Origin of the sequence: Streptomyces sp. ADMS (genome assembly GCF_033441795.1) — a bacterium.
In the GTDB taxonomy this organism is placed as follows: domain Bacteria; phylum Actinomycetota; class Actinomycetes; order Streptomycetales; family Streptomycetaceae; genus Streptomyces.
In genome coordinates this window covers 39,632-55,643 of record NZ_JAVFVX010000035.1, presented here as the reverse complement: position 1 = coordinate 55,643, position 16,012 = coordinate 39,632, and the positions used below count along the sequence as shown (strand labels likewise).

At 69.6% G+C, this 16,012-nt stretch carries 13 protein-coding genes and 1 pseudogene; 9 read left to right on the top strand and 5 right to left on the bottom strand.

The genetic code is table 11. The features are described from left to right. The first annotated feature begins 18 nt into the window (after window positions 1–18). Window positions 19–1,644, top strand: a complete 1,626-nt coding sequence (locus tag RB628_RS17515; RefSeq protein WP_318321382.1) for a D-aminoacylase — start codon at window positions 19–21, stop codon at window positions 1,642–1,644. Between the two features lie 128 nt (window positions 1,645–1,772). Here the strand turns inward: RB628_RS17515 and RB628_RS17510 are convergent, their stop codons facing one another. The 3 genes from RB628_RS17510 to RB628_RS17500 all read right to left on the bottom strand — a co-directional run bounded on the left by RB628_RS17510 (window position 1,773) and on the right by RB628_RS17500 (window position 3,695). Next, entirely contained in the window at window positions 1,773–2,660 is an 888-nt protein-coding gene (locus tag RB628_RS17510) for a serine protease (RefSeq protein WP_318321381.1), read from the bottom strand. A 216-nt stretch (window positions 2,661–2,876) separates the two neighbouring features. Beyond that, window positions 2,877–3,101, bottom strand: a complete 225-nt coding sequence (locus RB628_RS17505) for a hypothetical protein (protein ID WP_318321380.1) — start codon at window positions 3,099–3,101, stop codon at window positions 2,877–2,879. 18 nt (window positions 3,102–3,119) lie between these two features. Beyond that, the gene (locus RB628_RS17500; RefSeq protein WP_318321379.1) at window positions 3,120–3,695 is read right to left on the bottom strand and encodes a YdeI/OmpD-associated family protein; all 576 of its coding nucleotides are present in this window, start codon (window positions 3,693–3,695) and stop codon (window positions 3,120–3,122) included. Between the two features lie 167 nt (window positions 3,696–3,862). On the opposite strand from RB628_RS17500, the gene RB628_RS17495 reads away from it, so the two are divergent. Both RB628_RS17495 and RB628_RS17490 read left to right on the top strand, forming a co-directional pair. After that, window positions 3,863–5,074 (top strand): pyridoxal phosphate-dependent aminotransferase, encoded by a 1,212-nt coding sequence (locus tag RB628_RS17495; RefSeq protein WP_318321378.1) that lies wholly within the window; start codon window positions 3,863–3,865, stop codon window positions 5,072–5,074. Between the two features lie 92 nt (window positions 5,075–5,166). After that, window positions 5,167–5,595 carry a hypothetical protein gene (locus RB628_RS17490; protein WP_318321377.1) on the top strand — a complete coding sequence of 143 codons (429 nt, stop codon included), beginning with the start codon at window positions 5,167–5,169 and terminating at the stop codon, window positions 5,593–5,595. A gap of 408 nt (window positions 5,596–6,003) precedes the next feature. Here the strand turns inward: RB628_RS17490 and RB628_RS17485 are convergent, their stop codons facing one another. Next, window positions 6,004–7,851, bottom strand: coding sequence for a phosphoenolpyruvate carboxykinase (GTP) (locus RB628_RS17485; RefSeq protein WP_318321376.1), 1,848 nt, complete (start codon window positions 7,849–7,851; stop codon window positions 6,004–6,006). 327 nt (window positions 7,852–8,178) lie between these two features. Here RB628_RS17485 and trhA point away from each other — a divergent pair, with 327 nt between their 5' ends. The 6 genes and pseudogenes from trhA to RB628_RS17460 all read left to right on the top strand — a co-directional run bounded on the left by trhA (window position 8,179) and on the right by RB628_RS17460 (window position 13,587). Continuing rightward, window positions 8,179–8,898: a PAQR family membrane homeostasis protein TrhA gene (gene trhA, locus RB628_RS17480; RefSeq protein ID WP_318321375.1), complete on the top strand. Its 720-nt coding sequence runs from the start codon at window positions 8,179–8,181 to the stop codon at window positions 8,896–8,898. A gap of 78 nt (window positions 8,899–8,976) precedes the next feature. Next, window positions 8,977–9,211, top strand: a pseudogene (locus RB628_RS42645) (ISKra4 family transposase); the annotation flags it as partial. Window positions 9,212–9,578: 367 nt separating this feature from the next. Further along, on the top strand, window positions 9,579–10,904 hold the full coding sequence (locus RB628_RS17475) for a CHAT domain-containing protein (protein ID WP_318321374.1): 1,326 nt from the start codon (window positions 9,579–9,581) through the stop codon (window positions 10,902–10,904). A 51-nt stretch (window positions 10,905–10,955) separates the two neighbouring features. Next, entirely contained in the window at window positions 10,956–11,309 is a 354-nt protein-coding gene (locus RB628_RS17470; RefSeq protein WP_318321373.1) for a hypothetical protein, read from the top strand. After that, a complete protein-coding gene (locus tag RB628_RS17465; RefSeq protein WP_318321372.1) occupies window positions 11,306–11,965 on the top strand; it encodes a hypothetical protein in 660 nt (219 codons plus the stop codon). Before RB628_RS17470 ends, RB628_RS17465 begins: the two co-directional genes overlap by 4 nt. Before the next feature lie 23 nt (window positions 11,966–11,988). Further along, window positions 11,989–13,587: a tetratricopeptide repeat protein gene (locus RB628_RS17460; RefSeq protein WP_318321371.1), complete on the top strand. Its 1,599-nt coding sequence runs from the start codon at window positions 11,989–11,991 to the stop codon at window positions 13,585–13,587. Window positions 13,588–13,899: 312 nt separating this feature from the next. On the opposite strand, the gene RB628_RS17455 is transcribed toward RB628_RS17460, so the two are convergent. Continuing rightward, window positions 13,900–15,933, bottom strand: coding sequence for a thioredoxin domain-containing protein (locus tag RB628_RS17455; RefSeq protein ID WP_318321370.1), 2,034 nt, complete (start codon window positions 15,931–15,933; stop codon window positions 13,900–13,902). Window positions 15,934–16,012 lie beyond the last annotated feature (79 nt).

The following is a 16,012-nucleotide window of genomic DNA, read 5'->3' as shown; positions in this document are numbered from 1 at the left end:
CTTCCGAGGAGGCCCGGCGTGGAAGAGCTCGTCATTCGGGACGCGGACGTCGTGGACGGCTCCGGCGGCCCGTCGTACCGCGCCGATGTGGTCGTCGACGGCGGCCGGATCGTCGGGATCGTCCAGGAGGCTGCGGCAGCAGGCTGCCAACGCCCGAAGGCGCGACGGGAGTTGGACGCGGAGGGCCTGACCCTCTCCCCCGGCTTCATCGACATGCACGCCCACAGCGACCTCGCCCTGCTCCGCGACCCCGACCACAGCGCGAAGGCCGCGCAGGGGGTGACCCTCGAAGTCCTGGGCCAGGACGGGCTGTCGTACGCCCCGGTGGACGACCGCACCCTCGCCGAGGTCCGCCGAGCGATCACCGGATGGAACGGCCACGGCGACGACATCGACTTCGGCTGGCGTTCCGTAGGCGAGTACCTGGACCGTCTGGACCACGGTTTCGACGGCGAGGGCATCGCCGTCAACGCGGCCTACCTGATCCCGCAGGGGACGGTACGGATGCTCGCCGTCGGCTGGGAGGACCGGGACGCGAAATCCCAGGAGCTGGACCGCATGCGGCAGTTGGTCGCGGAGGGGATGGAGCAGGGCGCGGTGGGCATGTCGTCCGGGCTCACGTACACGCCCGGCATGTACGCCAAGGACGCCGAACTGACCGAGCTGTGCCGGGTGGTGGCGCGGTACGGCGGCTACTACTGCCCGCACCACCGCTCGTACGGAGCAGGCGCGTTGGAGGCGTACGCGGAGATGGTGGAGCTGACCCGCGAGGCGAGCTGCCCCCTCCACCTCGCCCACGCCACCATGAACTTCGGCGTCAACGAGGGCCGTGCACCGGAGCTGCTGTCACTGCTCGACGAGGCGCTGGCGGCGGGAGCGGACCTGACCCTGGACACGTACCCCTACACCCCCGGCTCCACAACGCTCGTGGCACTGCTGCCGAGTTGGGCGGGCGAGGGCGGCCCGGAGCAGATCCTGAAGCGCCTGACGGACCCCGACACCGCCGAACGCATCCGCCACCACCTGGAGGTCGTCGGCGCGGACGGCTGCCACGGGGTGCCCATCGAGTGGGACACGGTCGAGATCTCGGGGACAACAGACCCCGCGCTGAGCGATTTCGTGGGCCGCACGGTCCAGGAGTCGGCGACCGGACGCGACGAGACCCCCTGGACGACGGCCCGCCACCTGCTGCTGACCGACCGCCTGGGCACGACGATCCTCCAGCACGTAGGCCACGAGGAGAACGTCCGCGCGATCATGCGCCACCGCGTCCACACGGGCGGCTCGGACGGCATCCTCCAGGGCACGAAGCCGCACCCGCGGGCGTACGGCACGTTTCCGCAGTATCTCGGGCGCTACGTAAGGGAGTTGGGGGTCCTCTCCCTGGAGGAGTGTGTGGCCCATCTGACGTCACGCCCGGCGGCACGGCTGCGCCTGCCGGACCGCGGGCTGGTCCGCGAGGGCCACCGTGCCGACCTGGTCCTCTTCGACGCGGCGACGGTGGCGGCGGGCTCCACCTTCGAGGCGCCGCGCACACTCCCGACGGGCATCCCGTACGTGCTGATCGACGGCCGGTTCGTGATGGAGGACGGCCGCAGAACGGACGTACTGGCGGGCCGTGCGGTCCGTAACAGTCCCGTGTGACAGACCGCCCGGCCCCGCGCCCCTCAAAGGCGCGGGGCTGGTGTCGATATGCGGCTCCGCCGGTGCGGGCGCGACATGCCACGACGACGCGGCAGCCGCACCACGACCGATCGCCCCCCCACGAAGCGCTACGGCTTCGGCAAGGTGCAACCGCTCACACTCAGGTCGAGCTTGTTGTCGAGGCCGAAGCAGGCGGGGATCTGGTAGGTCTCCTGGGCGTAGTTGATGCCCTCGCGGACTGTCACCGTGCCGTTGGCGTCGACCTCGCAGGGGTTGTTGTCCGTGCAGCGCCCACCGTCCTCGTTGCCGGTGTTGTTGACGGCGACGACGTTGCCGGTGGCGTTGTCGACGACCGGCGAGCCCGAGGTGCCGCCGATGGTCTGGCAGGCGGACGTGTAGCGGACCGAGTCCTTCCAGGTCCACTGGCCTTCCTTGAGGCGGTAGGCGAAGCCGTCGATGTTGCAGGCGTACGTCCGCTTCCAGTAGCCGGAGACGACCGTGATCGCGGTGCCGGCGACCGGGTGCGTGTCGTTGAGCGTGAGCGGGCTGATGCCGTACGAGTTCGCGATCTGGGCGTAGGTGGTCGTGAGCTGGTAGATCGCCACGTCCGTGTCGGTCATCGTCGCGTACGCGATCTTGTTGGCACGCAGGGTGCCGACGCGGGTGGCCGAGGCGTTGAGCAGCCCGAAGGTACGGGTGGACGCCTGGTCGACGATGACCTCACCGGCGGCCGGGAAGCCCGTCTCCAGACAGTGCCCGTTGGACATGACCAGCGCCGGGTCGTCGGACTCGGAGCTCGGGAAGCGGACGAGCGAGCCGGAACAGTTGCTGAGCGAGACGGTGCCGGCGAAGTTGACGGCCTGGATGGCCGGTGCGGCGGCTGGTGCGGCCGAGGCTTTGACTGCGGTGCGCTTCGCGGCGGGCGCGGCCGTGTCGGCCTGCGCGGCGACCGCGGGTGCCGCTCCGACCCCGGTGATCACCAGGGTTGCGAGCGCGGCAAGGAGAGGCTTGTTCATGTGGGGGTCCCCTCGTACGAAGGAGCGACCGGAGGTTTTCCGGTCGCTCGCTTTTTGTCATGCGCATTGTGATGCGGGAGGGGCGGTTGGGGCAAGGAATCGTTTCCGGCCGGGAGTTGGCGGGTTTGCGCGCACCGGCGTCGACGCGGGTCGGGGCGCGGCCCGGGGACCGAGTCGGGGCGCGACCTGGTGCAAGGCGACGCCCTACCCGGCATATCAGGAGACCTTGATCCGTTTCTTGATCTCCGAAAGCTTCACACCGGAGTCGGCGTTGACGAAGACGACGTCGCCGCGCTTCTGTTCCAACTGCCGTAGCGGCTGGTGTTGAACTTGCGGCATCGACTCCCGCCGGAAGTACGCCATGAAGCTGTACGCCGAGTGGTCGAACACCACGAAGGCGGCCCCGAAGCGCCCCGCTTCACCAGGCGGCCAGGCCACCACACAGCGGACCCCTCACGGCTACGGGTACAACTTCTCCCCCTCCGCCAGCATCGCCACGTACTTCTCGATCCGGCGCACCCGGGTCTCAGCCCTCTTCGCGTCCTGAAGGCGGTGGAGGATCGCGTAACGGTTCTGCCGGTCCAGGGTCTCGAAGAACGCCGCCGCGGCAGGGTCCGCGGCCAGGGCCGCCGCGAGATCGTCCGGCACCGTGGCGGTCCTCGCGCTGTCGTACGCCGCCTCCCAGCGGCCGTCCGCCTTGGCCCGGTCGATCTCCGCCAGCCCCGGCGGACGCATCCTGCCCTGCTCGATCAGGGCAGCCACCTTGTCCCGGTTGATCTTGGACCACTTGCTGCGCGGCCTGCGCGGAGTGAACCGCTGGAGCCACCACGCGTCGTCGAGCTTCGCCTTCTGGCCGTCGATCCAGCCGTAGCAGAGCGCCACATCGAGCGCCTGGGCGTAGTCCAGCGCGACGATTCCGGGGCCCTTCTTGCGCAGCTTGAGCCAGATGCCGGGCGAGACGGCGTGGTTGTCGCCCAGCCATGTCTCAAAGGCGGCGGCGGATTCGAATGCGACGGGCTCCCGGTCCTGAGTCATCCCGGCAGCGAACCACACCCGGCCGCCGACCCGTACCGAAACCACGTTCGCCTTCCGCACCCTGCCCCCGCCCTCGCGCCCCGGCGCGCCCGCACCCGCCCCCGTCTCCGTCCCACGTGGCGGATAACACGACGCCCGGCGCGTTACTCCGCCGTAAACTCACCGCTATGCAGCTGATCCAGTCGACCAAGCTAGCCAACGTCTGTTACGAGATCCGGGGCCCGGTTCTCGAAGAGGCGATGCGGCTCGAGGCGGCGGGGCACCGCATTCTCAAGCTGAACACCGGCAACCCGGCCGCCTTCGGCTTCGAGTGTCCGCCCGAGATCCTGGAGGACATCCTCCGCAACGTGTCGTCGGCCCACGGGTACGGCGACGCGAAGGGACTGCTGGCGGCGCGCCGGGCGGTCGTCATGCACAACCAGACCCTCGGTATCGAGACGGACGTCGAGCACGTCTTCATCGGCAACGGCGCCTCCGAGCTGATCGTGATGTCGATGCAGGCCCTCCTCGACGACGGTGACGAGGTGCTCGTACCCGCCCCCGACTACCCCCTGTGGACGGCGGCGGTCTCCCTCTCCGGCGGTACGGCGGTCCACTACCGCTGCGACGAGCAGGCCGACTGGATGCCGGACCTCGCGGACATCGAGCGCAAGGTCACCGACCGCACCAAGGCGATCGTCATCATCAACCCCAACAACCCGACAGGCGCGGTCTACGACGACGCGATGCTCCGGGGGCTGACGGACATCGCCCGCCGCCACAACCTCCTCGTCTGCTCGGACGAGATCTACGACAAGATCCTGTACGACGGCGCCACGCACACCTCGACCGCGAAGATCGCCCCCGACCTCCTCACGCTCACCTTCAACGGCATGTCGAAGGCGTACCGCGTCGCCGGTTACCGGGTCGGCTGGATGTCGGTCTCCGGGCCCCGCGCGCACGCCGACTCGTACATCGAGGGTCTGACGATCCTGGCGAACATGCGCCTGTGCGCGAACATGCCGGGCCAGCACGGGGTGGTCGCCGCGCTCAGCGGGCGGCAGACCATCAACGACCTCGTGCTGCCGGGCGGGCGGCTCAAGGAGCAGATGGATCTCGCGTACGAGCTGCTCACGCAGATTCCGGGCGTCAGCTGTGTGAAGCCGAAGGGTGCGCTCTATCTCTTCCCGCGCCTCGACCCGAACGTCTTCAAGATCAAGGACGACCGGCGCATGGTCCTGGACCTGCTGCGCCGCGAGAAGATCATGGTCGTGCAGGGTACGGGCTTCAACTGGCCCGAGCAGGACCACTTCCGCGTGGTGACGCTGCCGACGGTCGGTGATCTGCGCGACGCGGTCACCCGCATCGGCACCTTCCTGGACGGCTACAGCCAGCCGTAACAGCCGGGCCCCGCCTTTCCCGATAGTGCTCAACTTTAGACTCAATCCAAGCTAGGATGGCTTCCTGTCAGCGCACAGGAGGCTTTCTCCCCATGTACGAACCGATCCGCACCCCCTCGGTCCACAGCACCCGCAACGCGCTGGCCGGCACCGCCTCGGACTACCCCCACAGGTCGCGCGAGGAGGAACTGGACATCCAGCTGGCCGGCCACCTCGCCGCACTCCTCACGGCGACCGACGAGCTGCGCGCCCTCGCGCCCTCCGCCGACCTGGACACCGCCGCCGAGCGCCTCGCAGGCCAGGTGAGCAGGCTGCGTCGCGGGCGTACCCCGGTCCGCGCCTCGACCCCCGCCACCGGCACCCGCGACCTCACCGCTCTGCACCAGCGGGCCCACGCGCTCGCCGGACGGGCCCTGGTCGTCGCGGCCTCCCGCGCCGACACGGCCGCCGCGATCCTCGCCGCCGAACGCATGGACGCCCACGCGGAGGCCACCGAGCCCCGCACCCTCGCGTCCCGCTGAGCCCCTTCCGAGGCTCCCCCGACGGCCCCGGTCCGCGCGCTCCCGCAGCGACGCGCGGACCGGGTGCCCCAGCACTGCGTTCGCTTGAGCAGAGGTTCTTGTGACGCCGGGGTTGTGAAGTGCCCTTGGGTGGGGTGCGGTTCACCGCGAGAGGTGCCGTGGTATGCGACTGCGGGTGGGTCGTGGCTTGTCGCGCGGTTCCCCGCGCCCCTGGCAAACCGCCGTGGCCGTTCCTTGGGGAGTATGAGGACGGTGCACCTTCAGGGCCGAAGCTGGGGTCTGGGGACGGCATCCCCCAGGGACGGGACGGGCAGGGGCGGCGGGGGCGAGCAGGACCACCGCGGCCGGCCATGACGACGTCGCAGGTCAGGGCAAGTCCGACCGGCCGCGGAGCTACAGGAGTGGGCGTCAGCCCAGACGTTCCACCAGCGCCCGGTACTCGTCCCACAACTCCTTCGGAGTGTGCTCGCCGAAGGTGTTCAGGTGCTCGGGAACCAGCGCCGCCTCCTCGCGCCACACCTCCTTGTCGACGGTGAGCAGGAAGTCGAGGTCGGACTCGGAGAGTTCGAGACCGTTCGTGTCGAGCGCACCCTTGGCCGGCAGGACACCGATCGGCGTCTCGACGCCCTCGGCCCTGCCGTCCAGCCGGTCCACGATCCACTTCAGGACGCGGCTGTTCTCACCGAAGCCGGGCCACACGAACTTGCCCTCGTCGTTCTTGCGGAACCAGTTGACGTAGTAGATCTTCGGCAGCTTGGACTGGTCCCTGTCCTTCGCCACGTCGATCCAGTGCGCCATGTAGTCGCCCATGTTGTAGCCGCAGAACGGCAGCATGGCGAAGGGGTCGCGGCGCAGCTCGCCGACCTTGCCCTCGGCGGCGGCCGTCTTCTCGGAGGCCACGTTCGCGCCCAGGAAGACACCGTGGTTCCAGTCGAAGGACTCCGTGACCAGCGGGACAGCGGTGGCGCGCCGCCCGCCGAACAGGATCGCCGAGATCGGCACGCCCTTGGGGTCCTCCCACTCGGGCGCGATGATCGGGCACTGGGCGGCGGGGGTGGTGAAGCGGGCGTTGGGGTGGGCGGCCGGGACTCCTGACTCCGGCGTCCAGTCGTTGCCCTTCCAGTCGGTCAGGTGGGCCGGAGTCTCCTCCGTCATGCCCTCCCACCAGACGTCGCCGTCGTCGGTCAGCGCGACGTTCGTGAAGACCGAGTTGCCCCACAGCGTCCTCATCGCGTTGGCGTTGGTGTGCTCACCCGTGCCGGGCGCGACGCCGAAGAAACCGGCCTCGGGGTTGATGGCGTACAGGCGGCCGTCCTCGCCGAAGCGCATCCACGCGATGTCGTCGCCGATCGTCTCGACGGTCCAGCCGCCGACCGTCGGTTCCAGCATCGCGAGGTTCGTCTTGCCGCAGGCCGACGGGAAGGCCGCCGCCACGTACTTCGACCCTCCCTGCGGGGGCGTGAGCTTGAGGATCAGCATGTGCTCGGCGAGCCAGCCCTCGTCGCGCGCCATGACGGACGCGATGCGCAGCGCGTAGCACTTCTTGCCGAGCAGCGCGTTGCCGCCGTACCCGGAGCCGTACGACCAGATCTCGCGGCTCTCCGGGAAGTGCGAGATGTACTTCGTGGAGTTGCACGGCCACGGCACGTCGGCCTCGCCCTCGGCCAGCGGCGCCCCGAGCGTGTGCACAGCACGCACGAAGAAACCGTCGGTACCGAGTTCGTCGAGGACCGGCTGCCCCATGCGCGTCATCGTGCGCATGGACACGGCGACGTACGCCGAGTCGGTGATCTCGACGCCGATCGCGGAGAGGTCCGAGCCGAGCGGGCCCATGCAGAACGGGACGACGTACATCGTCCGGCCCTTCATCGAGCCGCGGAAGACGCCCTTCTCCCCCGCGAAGATGTCCCGCATCTCCGCCGGGTCCTTCCAGTGGTTCGTGGGGCCCGCGTCCTCCTCCTTCTCGGAGCAGATGAAGGTGCGGTCCTCGACACGGGCGACATCGGTCGGGTCGGAGGCCGCGTAGTAGGAGTTGGGGCGCTTGATCGGGTCCAGTTTCCTGAAGGTGCCCTTCTGGACGAGCTCCTCGCACAGTCGCTCGTACTCGGCTTCGGAACCGTCACACCAGACCACGTTGTCCGGCTGCGTCAGTTCTGCGATCTCGTTCACCCACGAGACCAGTTGCTTGTGGTTGGTCGGGACGGTGCCTGAGAGGAAGGTGTCAGGGGGAACGGGAGCCGCGATGTCGCGCGCCACGATTGCTCCTTGAATGAGGGTTTTTTGCTGACTGCCCCTTGGGGGCTGCGACCCGGATGCTTCACGGTGTTGATCAATGGCGCTCATCCGGTGCCGACCGCACTCATTTGATCATCCGACCGGAGCGCCCATCTGTCCAGAGGGCCTCACACCTGAGCGACGTGACCATCGCCACTCACCCAGTACCCACCCGGGGGTTTCCTCCGGGCCACCCCCCATTCACCTGGACCTCCCGAGGGCCGGCACACGTGAGAGGATGGACACTTCCCGCCACCCCTCCCGCCGTACTGACGCGTAACTTACGGTTACGTAGGTACGATCGCCGTCATGACTGCGTCCGCCTCCGACGCGCCCATGGACTCGCCGACCGCCGGCCGCGGCCCCATGGCGCTCTCGCTGCCACATTCCGATGAGATCAAGCCCAAGCTGCGCGGCTGGCTGCATCTCGGCATGTTTCCGGCCGTACTCATCTCCGGCCTGGCGCTCACCGCGCTCGCCAGTTCGAGCCGGGCGCGCATCGCCTGCGGGATCTTCACCCTCACCGCCTGCCTGCTGTTCGGCGTGAGCGCGCTCTACCACCGCGGCACCTGGAGCCCGCGCATGGACGGCGTCCTGCGCAGGCTCGACCACGCGAACATCTTCCTGATCATCGCGGGCACCTACACCCCGCTGACGATGCTGCTGCTCCCGGCGAGCAAGGGGCAGTGGCTCCTGTGGAGCATCTGGGGCGCGGCCGTGGCCGGCATCGCCTTCCGCGTGTTCTGGGTCGGCGCCCCGCGCTGGCTCTACACGCCCTGCTACATCGCGATGGGCTGGGCGGCCGTCTTCTTCCTGCCGGACTTCATGCGCGCGGGCGGCATCGCCGTCCTGGTGCTGGTAGTCGTCGGCGGGCTGCTCTACAGCGCGGGCGGCGTGATCTACGGGATCAAGCGCCCCAACCCGTCACCGCGCTGGTTCGGGTTCCACGAGGTGTTCCACTCCCTCACCCTGGCGGCGTTCATCGCGCACTACATCGGCATCTCGATGGTGGCGTACCAGCACGGGTGATCCCTGACCTTCCCTGCATGGCCGCGGCTTTCGAGCCGCGGCCGGTGGCCGAGGCCGGTCCACGACACCGCGCCGGCCGAAGGCTTCCCGATCGCCACCGGGATCATCGAAGGGGGCGTGCCGCCACCTGGTCAAAGACCGCCTCGACATCACCGGAGCCCGCTGGGGCCTTTCCGGCGCCGAAGCCGTCCTGAAACTCCGTGCCCCGCGCAGCAACCGCGACTTCGACACCTAGTGGGCCTGGCACGAGACACAGGAGTTCACGCGCAACCACCCGGCCCGATACCGCGACACGCTCATACCAGCGGCTTGATCGCCAGAACCCTCGTTGGATCTGCACCCAAGTCCTTCGCCCGAGCGCTCCGGGACGGCGGCCGCGAGGTCGAAGTCGAGCACCTGCGCGTCCGTCTGCCGCACGTACTCAAGGCGTCCGGCAGCACCCGCCGCACCGCTGCTCCCGAGCAAATGACCACCCAAGAAGCGCCTCTCCTTCTTCCGCCGCTGTGGCCACGCGCCCGGTCCCGGCGTCGTCCCCATCACCGCGATGCGACATCCGGCCGCCCCGGCGACTGCCGCCGACGTTCCCAACCCCGACGGAAATGGGCAAGTGCCCGCCGCGGAAAGACACTGGAGCGCTACCGTATGTGACAGGAACGGCGGTCCGGGGCGGTTGGGGGGATATGGGCGAGCCGAAGTCGCAGTCGGACGCGACGGTCTGGACAGACCGCCGGATGAAGCTGGCCCGTGAATGGGACGGACTCGTCGAGCGAGTACGCCGGCTTGGCCGCACCCACGGCGACTTACGCCTGGAGCAGTTTCTCCGAGCCCCCCGTCTGCCGGCGCTCCTGCCGGTCGCACGACACGGCCCGGTCGTCGTACTGAACATCAGCCGCTGGCGCTGCGACGCCATCGTCGTACAGGCCGACGGCGTGCATGTCCTCCCCCTGGAAGGGCTCACAGCGTCCGAAGTCGAATACTGGACGACGCGCCACCTCGGACAGCTCGCGGCCGTGGAGGAGGCGGCCGGGGAACTCGCCGCCGCGCGCTCGGACTTCCACGGCGGCAATCGGTCACCCGCCGCGTTCCGGCGCTCGACCGCCGCCCGAGACGCGATGGCCCACGCCAGGAACGAGATGGACGTCGGCCTGCGCGCCACCACCGCATGGCTCTGGGACCGCATCGCAGGCCCGGTGCTGGACGCGCTCGGCTTCGACGGGCCGATCGCCCCCGAAACCGCCTGTCCCCGCCTGTGGTGGTGTCCCACCGGACTGCTCAGCCTGCTGCCCCTGCACGCGGCCGGATACCATGGCCGCCCCGCCGACGGCCGTCACCGAACCGTGCTGGACCGCGTCGCGTCCTCCTACACGCCCACCCTGCGCGCCTTGTGGGAAGCCCGAAACGCGGGTCCCCACGTCGGCCCCGGACGGTTGCTGTACGTCGCCCCCGACGCCCCGGGCCAGCCCCGGCTGAGAGGATCCGCAGCGGAACGCGACGTACTGACGGTCCGCTTCGGCGACCGGCTGACCTGCGCCGAGGACGAGAAGGCGACCCGCGCGGCGGTCCAGGCCGGCCTGCTGCGGCACCGATGGGCCCACTTCAGCTGCCACGGTGGCCAGGAGCTCGCCGATCCGGCGCGCGGGGGCCTGCTGCTGCGCGACGGCCTGCTGACCGTCCGCGACCTCGGCCAAGGCAGCTTCCGCGGCGAGTTCGCCTTCCTCGCCGCCTGCAAGACCGCCACCGGCGGCCTCGTCCTGAGCGACGAAGCCATCACCCTCACCGCGGCGCTGCACTACGCCGGTTTCCAGCACGTCGTCGGAACACTCTGGTCCGTTAGCGACCTGGCGGCGAGCCGGATCGCTGCGGCCCTGTACGAAGAACTGGCGGACGACGGCACACTCCACGCCGACCGCTCCGCCCGCGCCCTGCACCAAGCGGTGCGGCGGCTGAGAAGCGGCGACGCGGATGACGTGGCCGCGTGGATGCCGTTCACCCACACCGGGCCGTAGCCCGGCCCGCACGTGCCCGGCACGATCACGACCCTCGCAGCCAGGAGCAACATGTCAGCACCGCCCGGCAACTGCAGCTCACTGCCCTACCAGGAGATCACCGACATCGCCTATGGAGAGCACGCGGCGCGCGCCTTCGGCGTACAGGAGGCCCGTGGCATGGGAGTCGTACTGCAAGGGCCCTGCCCACGCTGCGCGGCGACTCTGGAGGTTCCGTTGTTCGACGACGTCTACCGTCACATACCCGCTTCCGCGTCGCAGAGCCCACCTCCCGCTGGGCCTGCCGCCGCCGGCGAGACGGTGCCCATCAGCTGCAACTGCCGCGGTGAACACAGCGGTCGGCCCGAGAACAGGAGCGGGTGCGGCGCGTACTGGACGCTGGTTCTGACGCAGGACAGCCCATGAGCCCCATCCGTGTCTCGCCGGGTCCGCAGGCTCACGACGACGCCCTGCTGATCTCCCAAGAACGCGACAGACTGTTCCGGGAACAGCTTCCACGGGTGCGTACGGTTGCCACCGTCTGGCGCACCGCGCTGGGCGCACTGCTCGCCGGACTCGTCGGCTTCAGCCTCGTCAAGGGCCGGTCCGATGTCTCCCAGCTGGCCACCGGCTGGTCGGCGGCCGCAGGAATCCTGTTGCTGGCAGCGCTCGCCTGCGGTGCCGCGGGGGCGGTCTCGCTGCTCAGGGCCTCGAACGGCCAGCTCACGCACACCCCGGTGTCCGACGTGACGACACGCAGCGCCGCCGATCACCGGGAGACCAAGACCGCGCTCGCCGCGCTCCGCCGTGGCATCACCCTCACCCTGCTCTGCACGCTGCTGCTGGTGGGGGCGGTCGGGGCCACCTGGTACGGGCCCGCGGCGAAACCGCCCATGGTGCAGATCACCGCCGCCGGCCTCGGCTCTCTGTGCGGCGCCGTCCAGCGGATCGGGAACGGAACCCTCCTGCTCAAGAGCGGGCAGACGCAGATCGCCGTGCCGCTGAAAGACCTGACGGCGCTCAGCCCCGTCGCCGACTGTCCCGAGCCCTCGGGTCGCGCGATGACGGCGTCGGCTCGGTGAGTCTCTTCCGGTCCGGTCGCCGTTTGATCGCAGCCGAACGGGCCTCTTCGAGAGCGCAGCGAGCCAGGGACTCCTACGACATCGCCCAGCTGGACCGCAGCATCCAGGAACTCCGTGAGGTGCTCGGGGACGGAGCCGGCGACCTGCCGTTCCGGGCCGCGTGCAGGGCCAACCTGGGGGTGGCACTGCTGAGCCGTTACGGGATGCTCGGCAACACATCCGATCTCGAAGAGTCCGTCGCATGCGCGCGAGCCGGCGTCGAACAGAACAGTTCAGGACTGGCCCGGATCAAGGACGTGGCCAATCTCGCCATGGTCCTCGACGACTGGTTTCTTGTCACCGGCGATGTGGAGGACCTCGACGAGTCCATCCGCATGCACCGAGAGGCATGCCGCCTGTGCCTGGAGCCAGAGCACCGGACGAGCTCCCGTTTGAGAGCGACCCTCGGCAACCTGTCCGGAATCGACTCCCTCAGCACCCAGAACCACGCCGTCACAGCCCAAGTGCTCTTCCACGCGTCCATCGCACTCCGCACCCGATTCCTCTTCTTCCGGCTCATCGACGACCTCGACGCATCCATCGAGATCGCCTCCGAAGCCGTCGACATCACCCGCACCCTCCGCTACGCCCGTCAGGCGGGCGTGAAGGAATACGGGCGCATCCGCGCCATGAGCCTTTCCGAACTCGCGGCACGGCTCCAGGAGCGATTCGATCTCACCGGCGACGAACAGGACCTGAACCGCGCCATCCGCTGTCTGGAGGAGGCACACACGAAAATGCCGCGCGGCGAGGCGGAGGTCGCGCTCGTCACCATGCGTCTCGCCGCCGCGTTGGGTACCCGGGGCAGCAGACGACAGAGCGAATCGGACATGGAGTCGGCCCTGGCCATGCTGGCACAGGCCGTCGACGAAGCCGAGCGATGGCCCGAACTCGGCCCTGAACTGCGCATGACAGAAGCGGATATCCTCCTCGACCGCGCACAGCTCACCGGCTCGCTCGCTGACCTGGACCGTGCGGCGGAGCTGCTGGAGACACTCGCCGGACAATTCGACAACAGCTCTCCCCAGCTGTGCTCGGTACTGATCAACCTGGCAAAGGCACTGGAGCGGCGGGCCGGTATATACGGCACCCCGGAGCCCGGACCCCTCCGCCGCCGGGCGGCCGTCGCATGGCAAGCGGCCGCCGACCTCGCAGCCGCCCCCGTCCGGCGGCAGCTGGAAGCCGCGTGCGGATGGGGCAGGCGTGCCATGGCCGACGCCCCCGGATCGGAAACCGCTGCCCAGGCGTACGCACGCGCCGTCGAGCTCCTGCCTGTCGTCGCATGGCGCGGCCTCGACCGCACCAGCCAGGAAAGGGTGCTGAAAGACGCCGGGGAAGCGGTGGCCTCCGACGCCGCCGCGGCACAGCTCGCCGCGGGCCACCCGGACCGAGCGCTGGAACTTCTGGAACTGGGCCGGGGCGTGCTCTGGTCACAGACACTGGACATCCGAACCGACCTGCAGGCGATCGAAGCAGCCGATCGCGAGCTGGCACGGGAACTCACCCGCGTCCGCACCCTGCTGGAAGGAGAACTGCACCGCGCCCCGGGCAGAGACGGAGCCTCGGCGACCGCTCAGTTCTGAACGCCAAGGCCCCGCCTCACCCGGTCTTCCCCCGGTGAGGCGGGGCCTTTGCGAAACCAGCGATGTGAAGCCTGGCGACATGCTCCAGAACGCGCTCCTCGGTCACGGCGTCGGCAGCGTCCAGGGCCCGTACGTCCCACGCCGGAAGCCGTCTGAGCTGCCAATTTGTCCATAGAGGCCGAGTCGGCCCGTTTTCTCCCACTCGCAAGGCGGGTGGGAGCGCAGCTCCCAGAGATGGGGCGGGTAGGGGCGGTGGGGGCGAAGGACCGCTGCGACGTGCACACGCCGGTCGGCCGACCGGGCGGGCCGGTTTCAGCCGCCCAGCGCGATACGCAACCGCTCCGGATCGGTAGTCGGAGCGTCACAGGTGAAGTGACGGCAGACATACGCGGTGGGCTCACCGCCGACGAGAATCCGCCCGGCGAGCAACGGCAACTCGTCACTGCCCAAGGTCCCCACGGCGACAACGGCACCCGGAGCGGTCGCGAGAAGTGCCGTACGGTGCAGGACCGTTGTGGCCGGATCCCCGAGCGACGGCCCGACGATCGCGACCTCCCTGGGCCCGTCGAGCAGCGCCTCGGCGACAGCGAGCCCCCACCCGATGAACCGAGGCACACGCGGCCCGAGCGCCTTCACCACCCCCAACGCCCGCTCGGCAGCGGCCCGATGAGGCTCGGCACCGGTCTGCGCGGCGTAGCCCAGCAGTGCCCCCGCCGCGGCGCTCCACCCGGAGGGAACGGCGTTGTCGGTGGGGTCCTGGGGCCGCCGGATCAGCTGCTCGGCGTCACTGGCGGTGTCGTACAACGAACCTGACTCCGCGTCGACGAACCGCACGAGCACATGGTCGAGCAGGAACCCGGCGAACTCCAGCCACACCCCCTCCCCCGTCACGGAGGCCAGGGCGAGGAACCCTTCGGCGACATCGGCGTAGTCCTCCAGCACCCCGGCGTTCGCCCCGACCTGACCGTCCTTGCTGGTACGGGCGAGGTGGGCCCGGTCGTCGAGATGAACCCGCACGAGGAGATCGGCGGCGGCCAGCGCGGCGTCCACGAGGTCGGGCCGCTCGAAGTAGGCGCCGGCCTCGGCGAGCGCGGCGATCGCGAGCCCGTTCCAGGCGGCGACCACCTTGTCGTCCCGCCCCGGAGCGGGCCGTGCACCACGGGCACCGATCAACCGCACCTTGATGGAGTCGATCTTCTCGGCGTCGAACACGCCCTCGTGCTGCGGAAGTTGAAGGACGGAGGCCCCTTCCTCGAAGGTGCCGTCCTCCGTCACCCCGAAGTAGTGCGCGGCAAGCTCCGCGTCCTCGGCCCCGAGGACCTCGGCGAGCTGGGGCGGCGTCCAGACGTAATAGGCACCTTCGACGTGCTTACCGGTCCCGTCGTCGCTGTCGGCGTCGAGCGCGGACGCGAACCCCCCTTCGTTCGTGCGGAGTTCACGCACCATGAAGTCGGCGGTCTCCAGGGCGACGCGCCGGGCCAGCTCGGAGCCGGTGGCGCGCCAGAGGTGGGCGTACACACGGCACAAAAGGGCATTGTCATACAGCATCTTCTCGAAGTGGGGCACGACCCACTCCCGGTCGACGGAGTACCGGGCGAAGCCGCCGCCGAGCTGGTCGTAGATCCCGCCCCGGGCCATGCGCTCACAGGTGTCCTGGGCCATCTGCAACGCCCCCTCGGACCCCGTCCGGGCGCCGTGCCGCAGGAGGAACTCCAGGACCATGGACGGCGGGAACTTGGGGGCGCCGCCGAAACCCCCGCGCTGGGCGTCGTACTCCCGGGTGAGCCCGAGCAGCGCCCGCGCCTGCTCCTCCTCGCCGGGCGCCTCGGGCGCGCCGTACTCGATCTCCCGCCCGGCGAGATCCCGCACGATCTTCCGCGCGACCTCGGCGACCTCGTCGCGCCGGTCGGTCCAGGCGGCGCGGACCCCCTCCAGCACCTGCTGGAAGGAGGGCATGCCGCTGCGGGGAGTAGGCGGGAAGTAGGTGCCGAAGTAGAAGGGCTCGGCACCGGGCGTGAGAAACACGGTCATGGGCCAGCCACCCTGACCGGTGGCCGCCTGGACGGCCTCCATGTAGACGGCGTCTACGTCGGGGCGCTCCTCGCGGTCGACCTTGATGTTCACGAAGTGCTCGTTCATGAAGGCGGCGACTGCTTCGTCCTCGAAGCTTTCCCGAGCCAGGACATGGCACCAATGGCAGCTCGAATACCCGACGCTCAGGTGTACGGGAACACCTCGCTGTCGTGCCTCCGTGAAGGCCTCTTCCGACCAGGGCCACCAGTCGACGGGGTTGTCGGCGTGCTGGAGGAGATAGGGGGACGCCTCGTGGGCCAGTCGGTTCGGCATGTGTCCCATCCTGCCCGACGGGCCCCGGCCAACCGTAGGACGGCTACTTCTCACACGATTGCACCCGCCGGTGCCACCC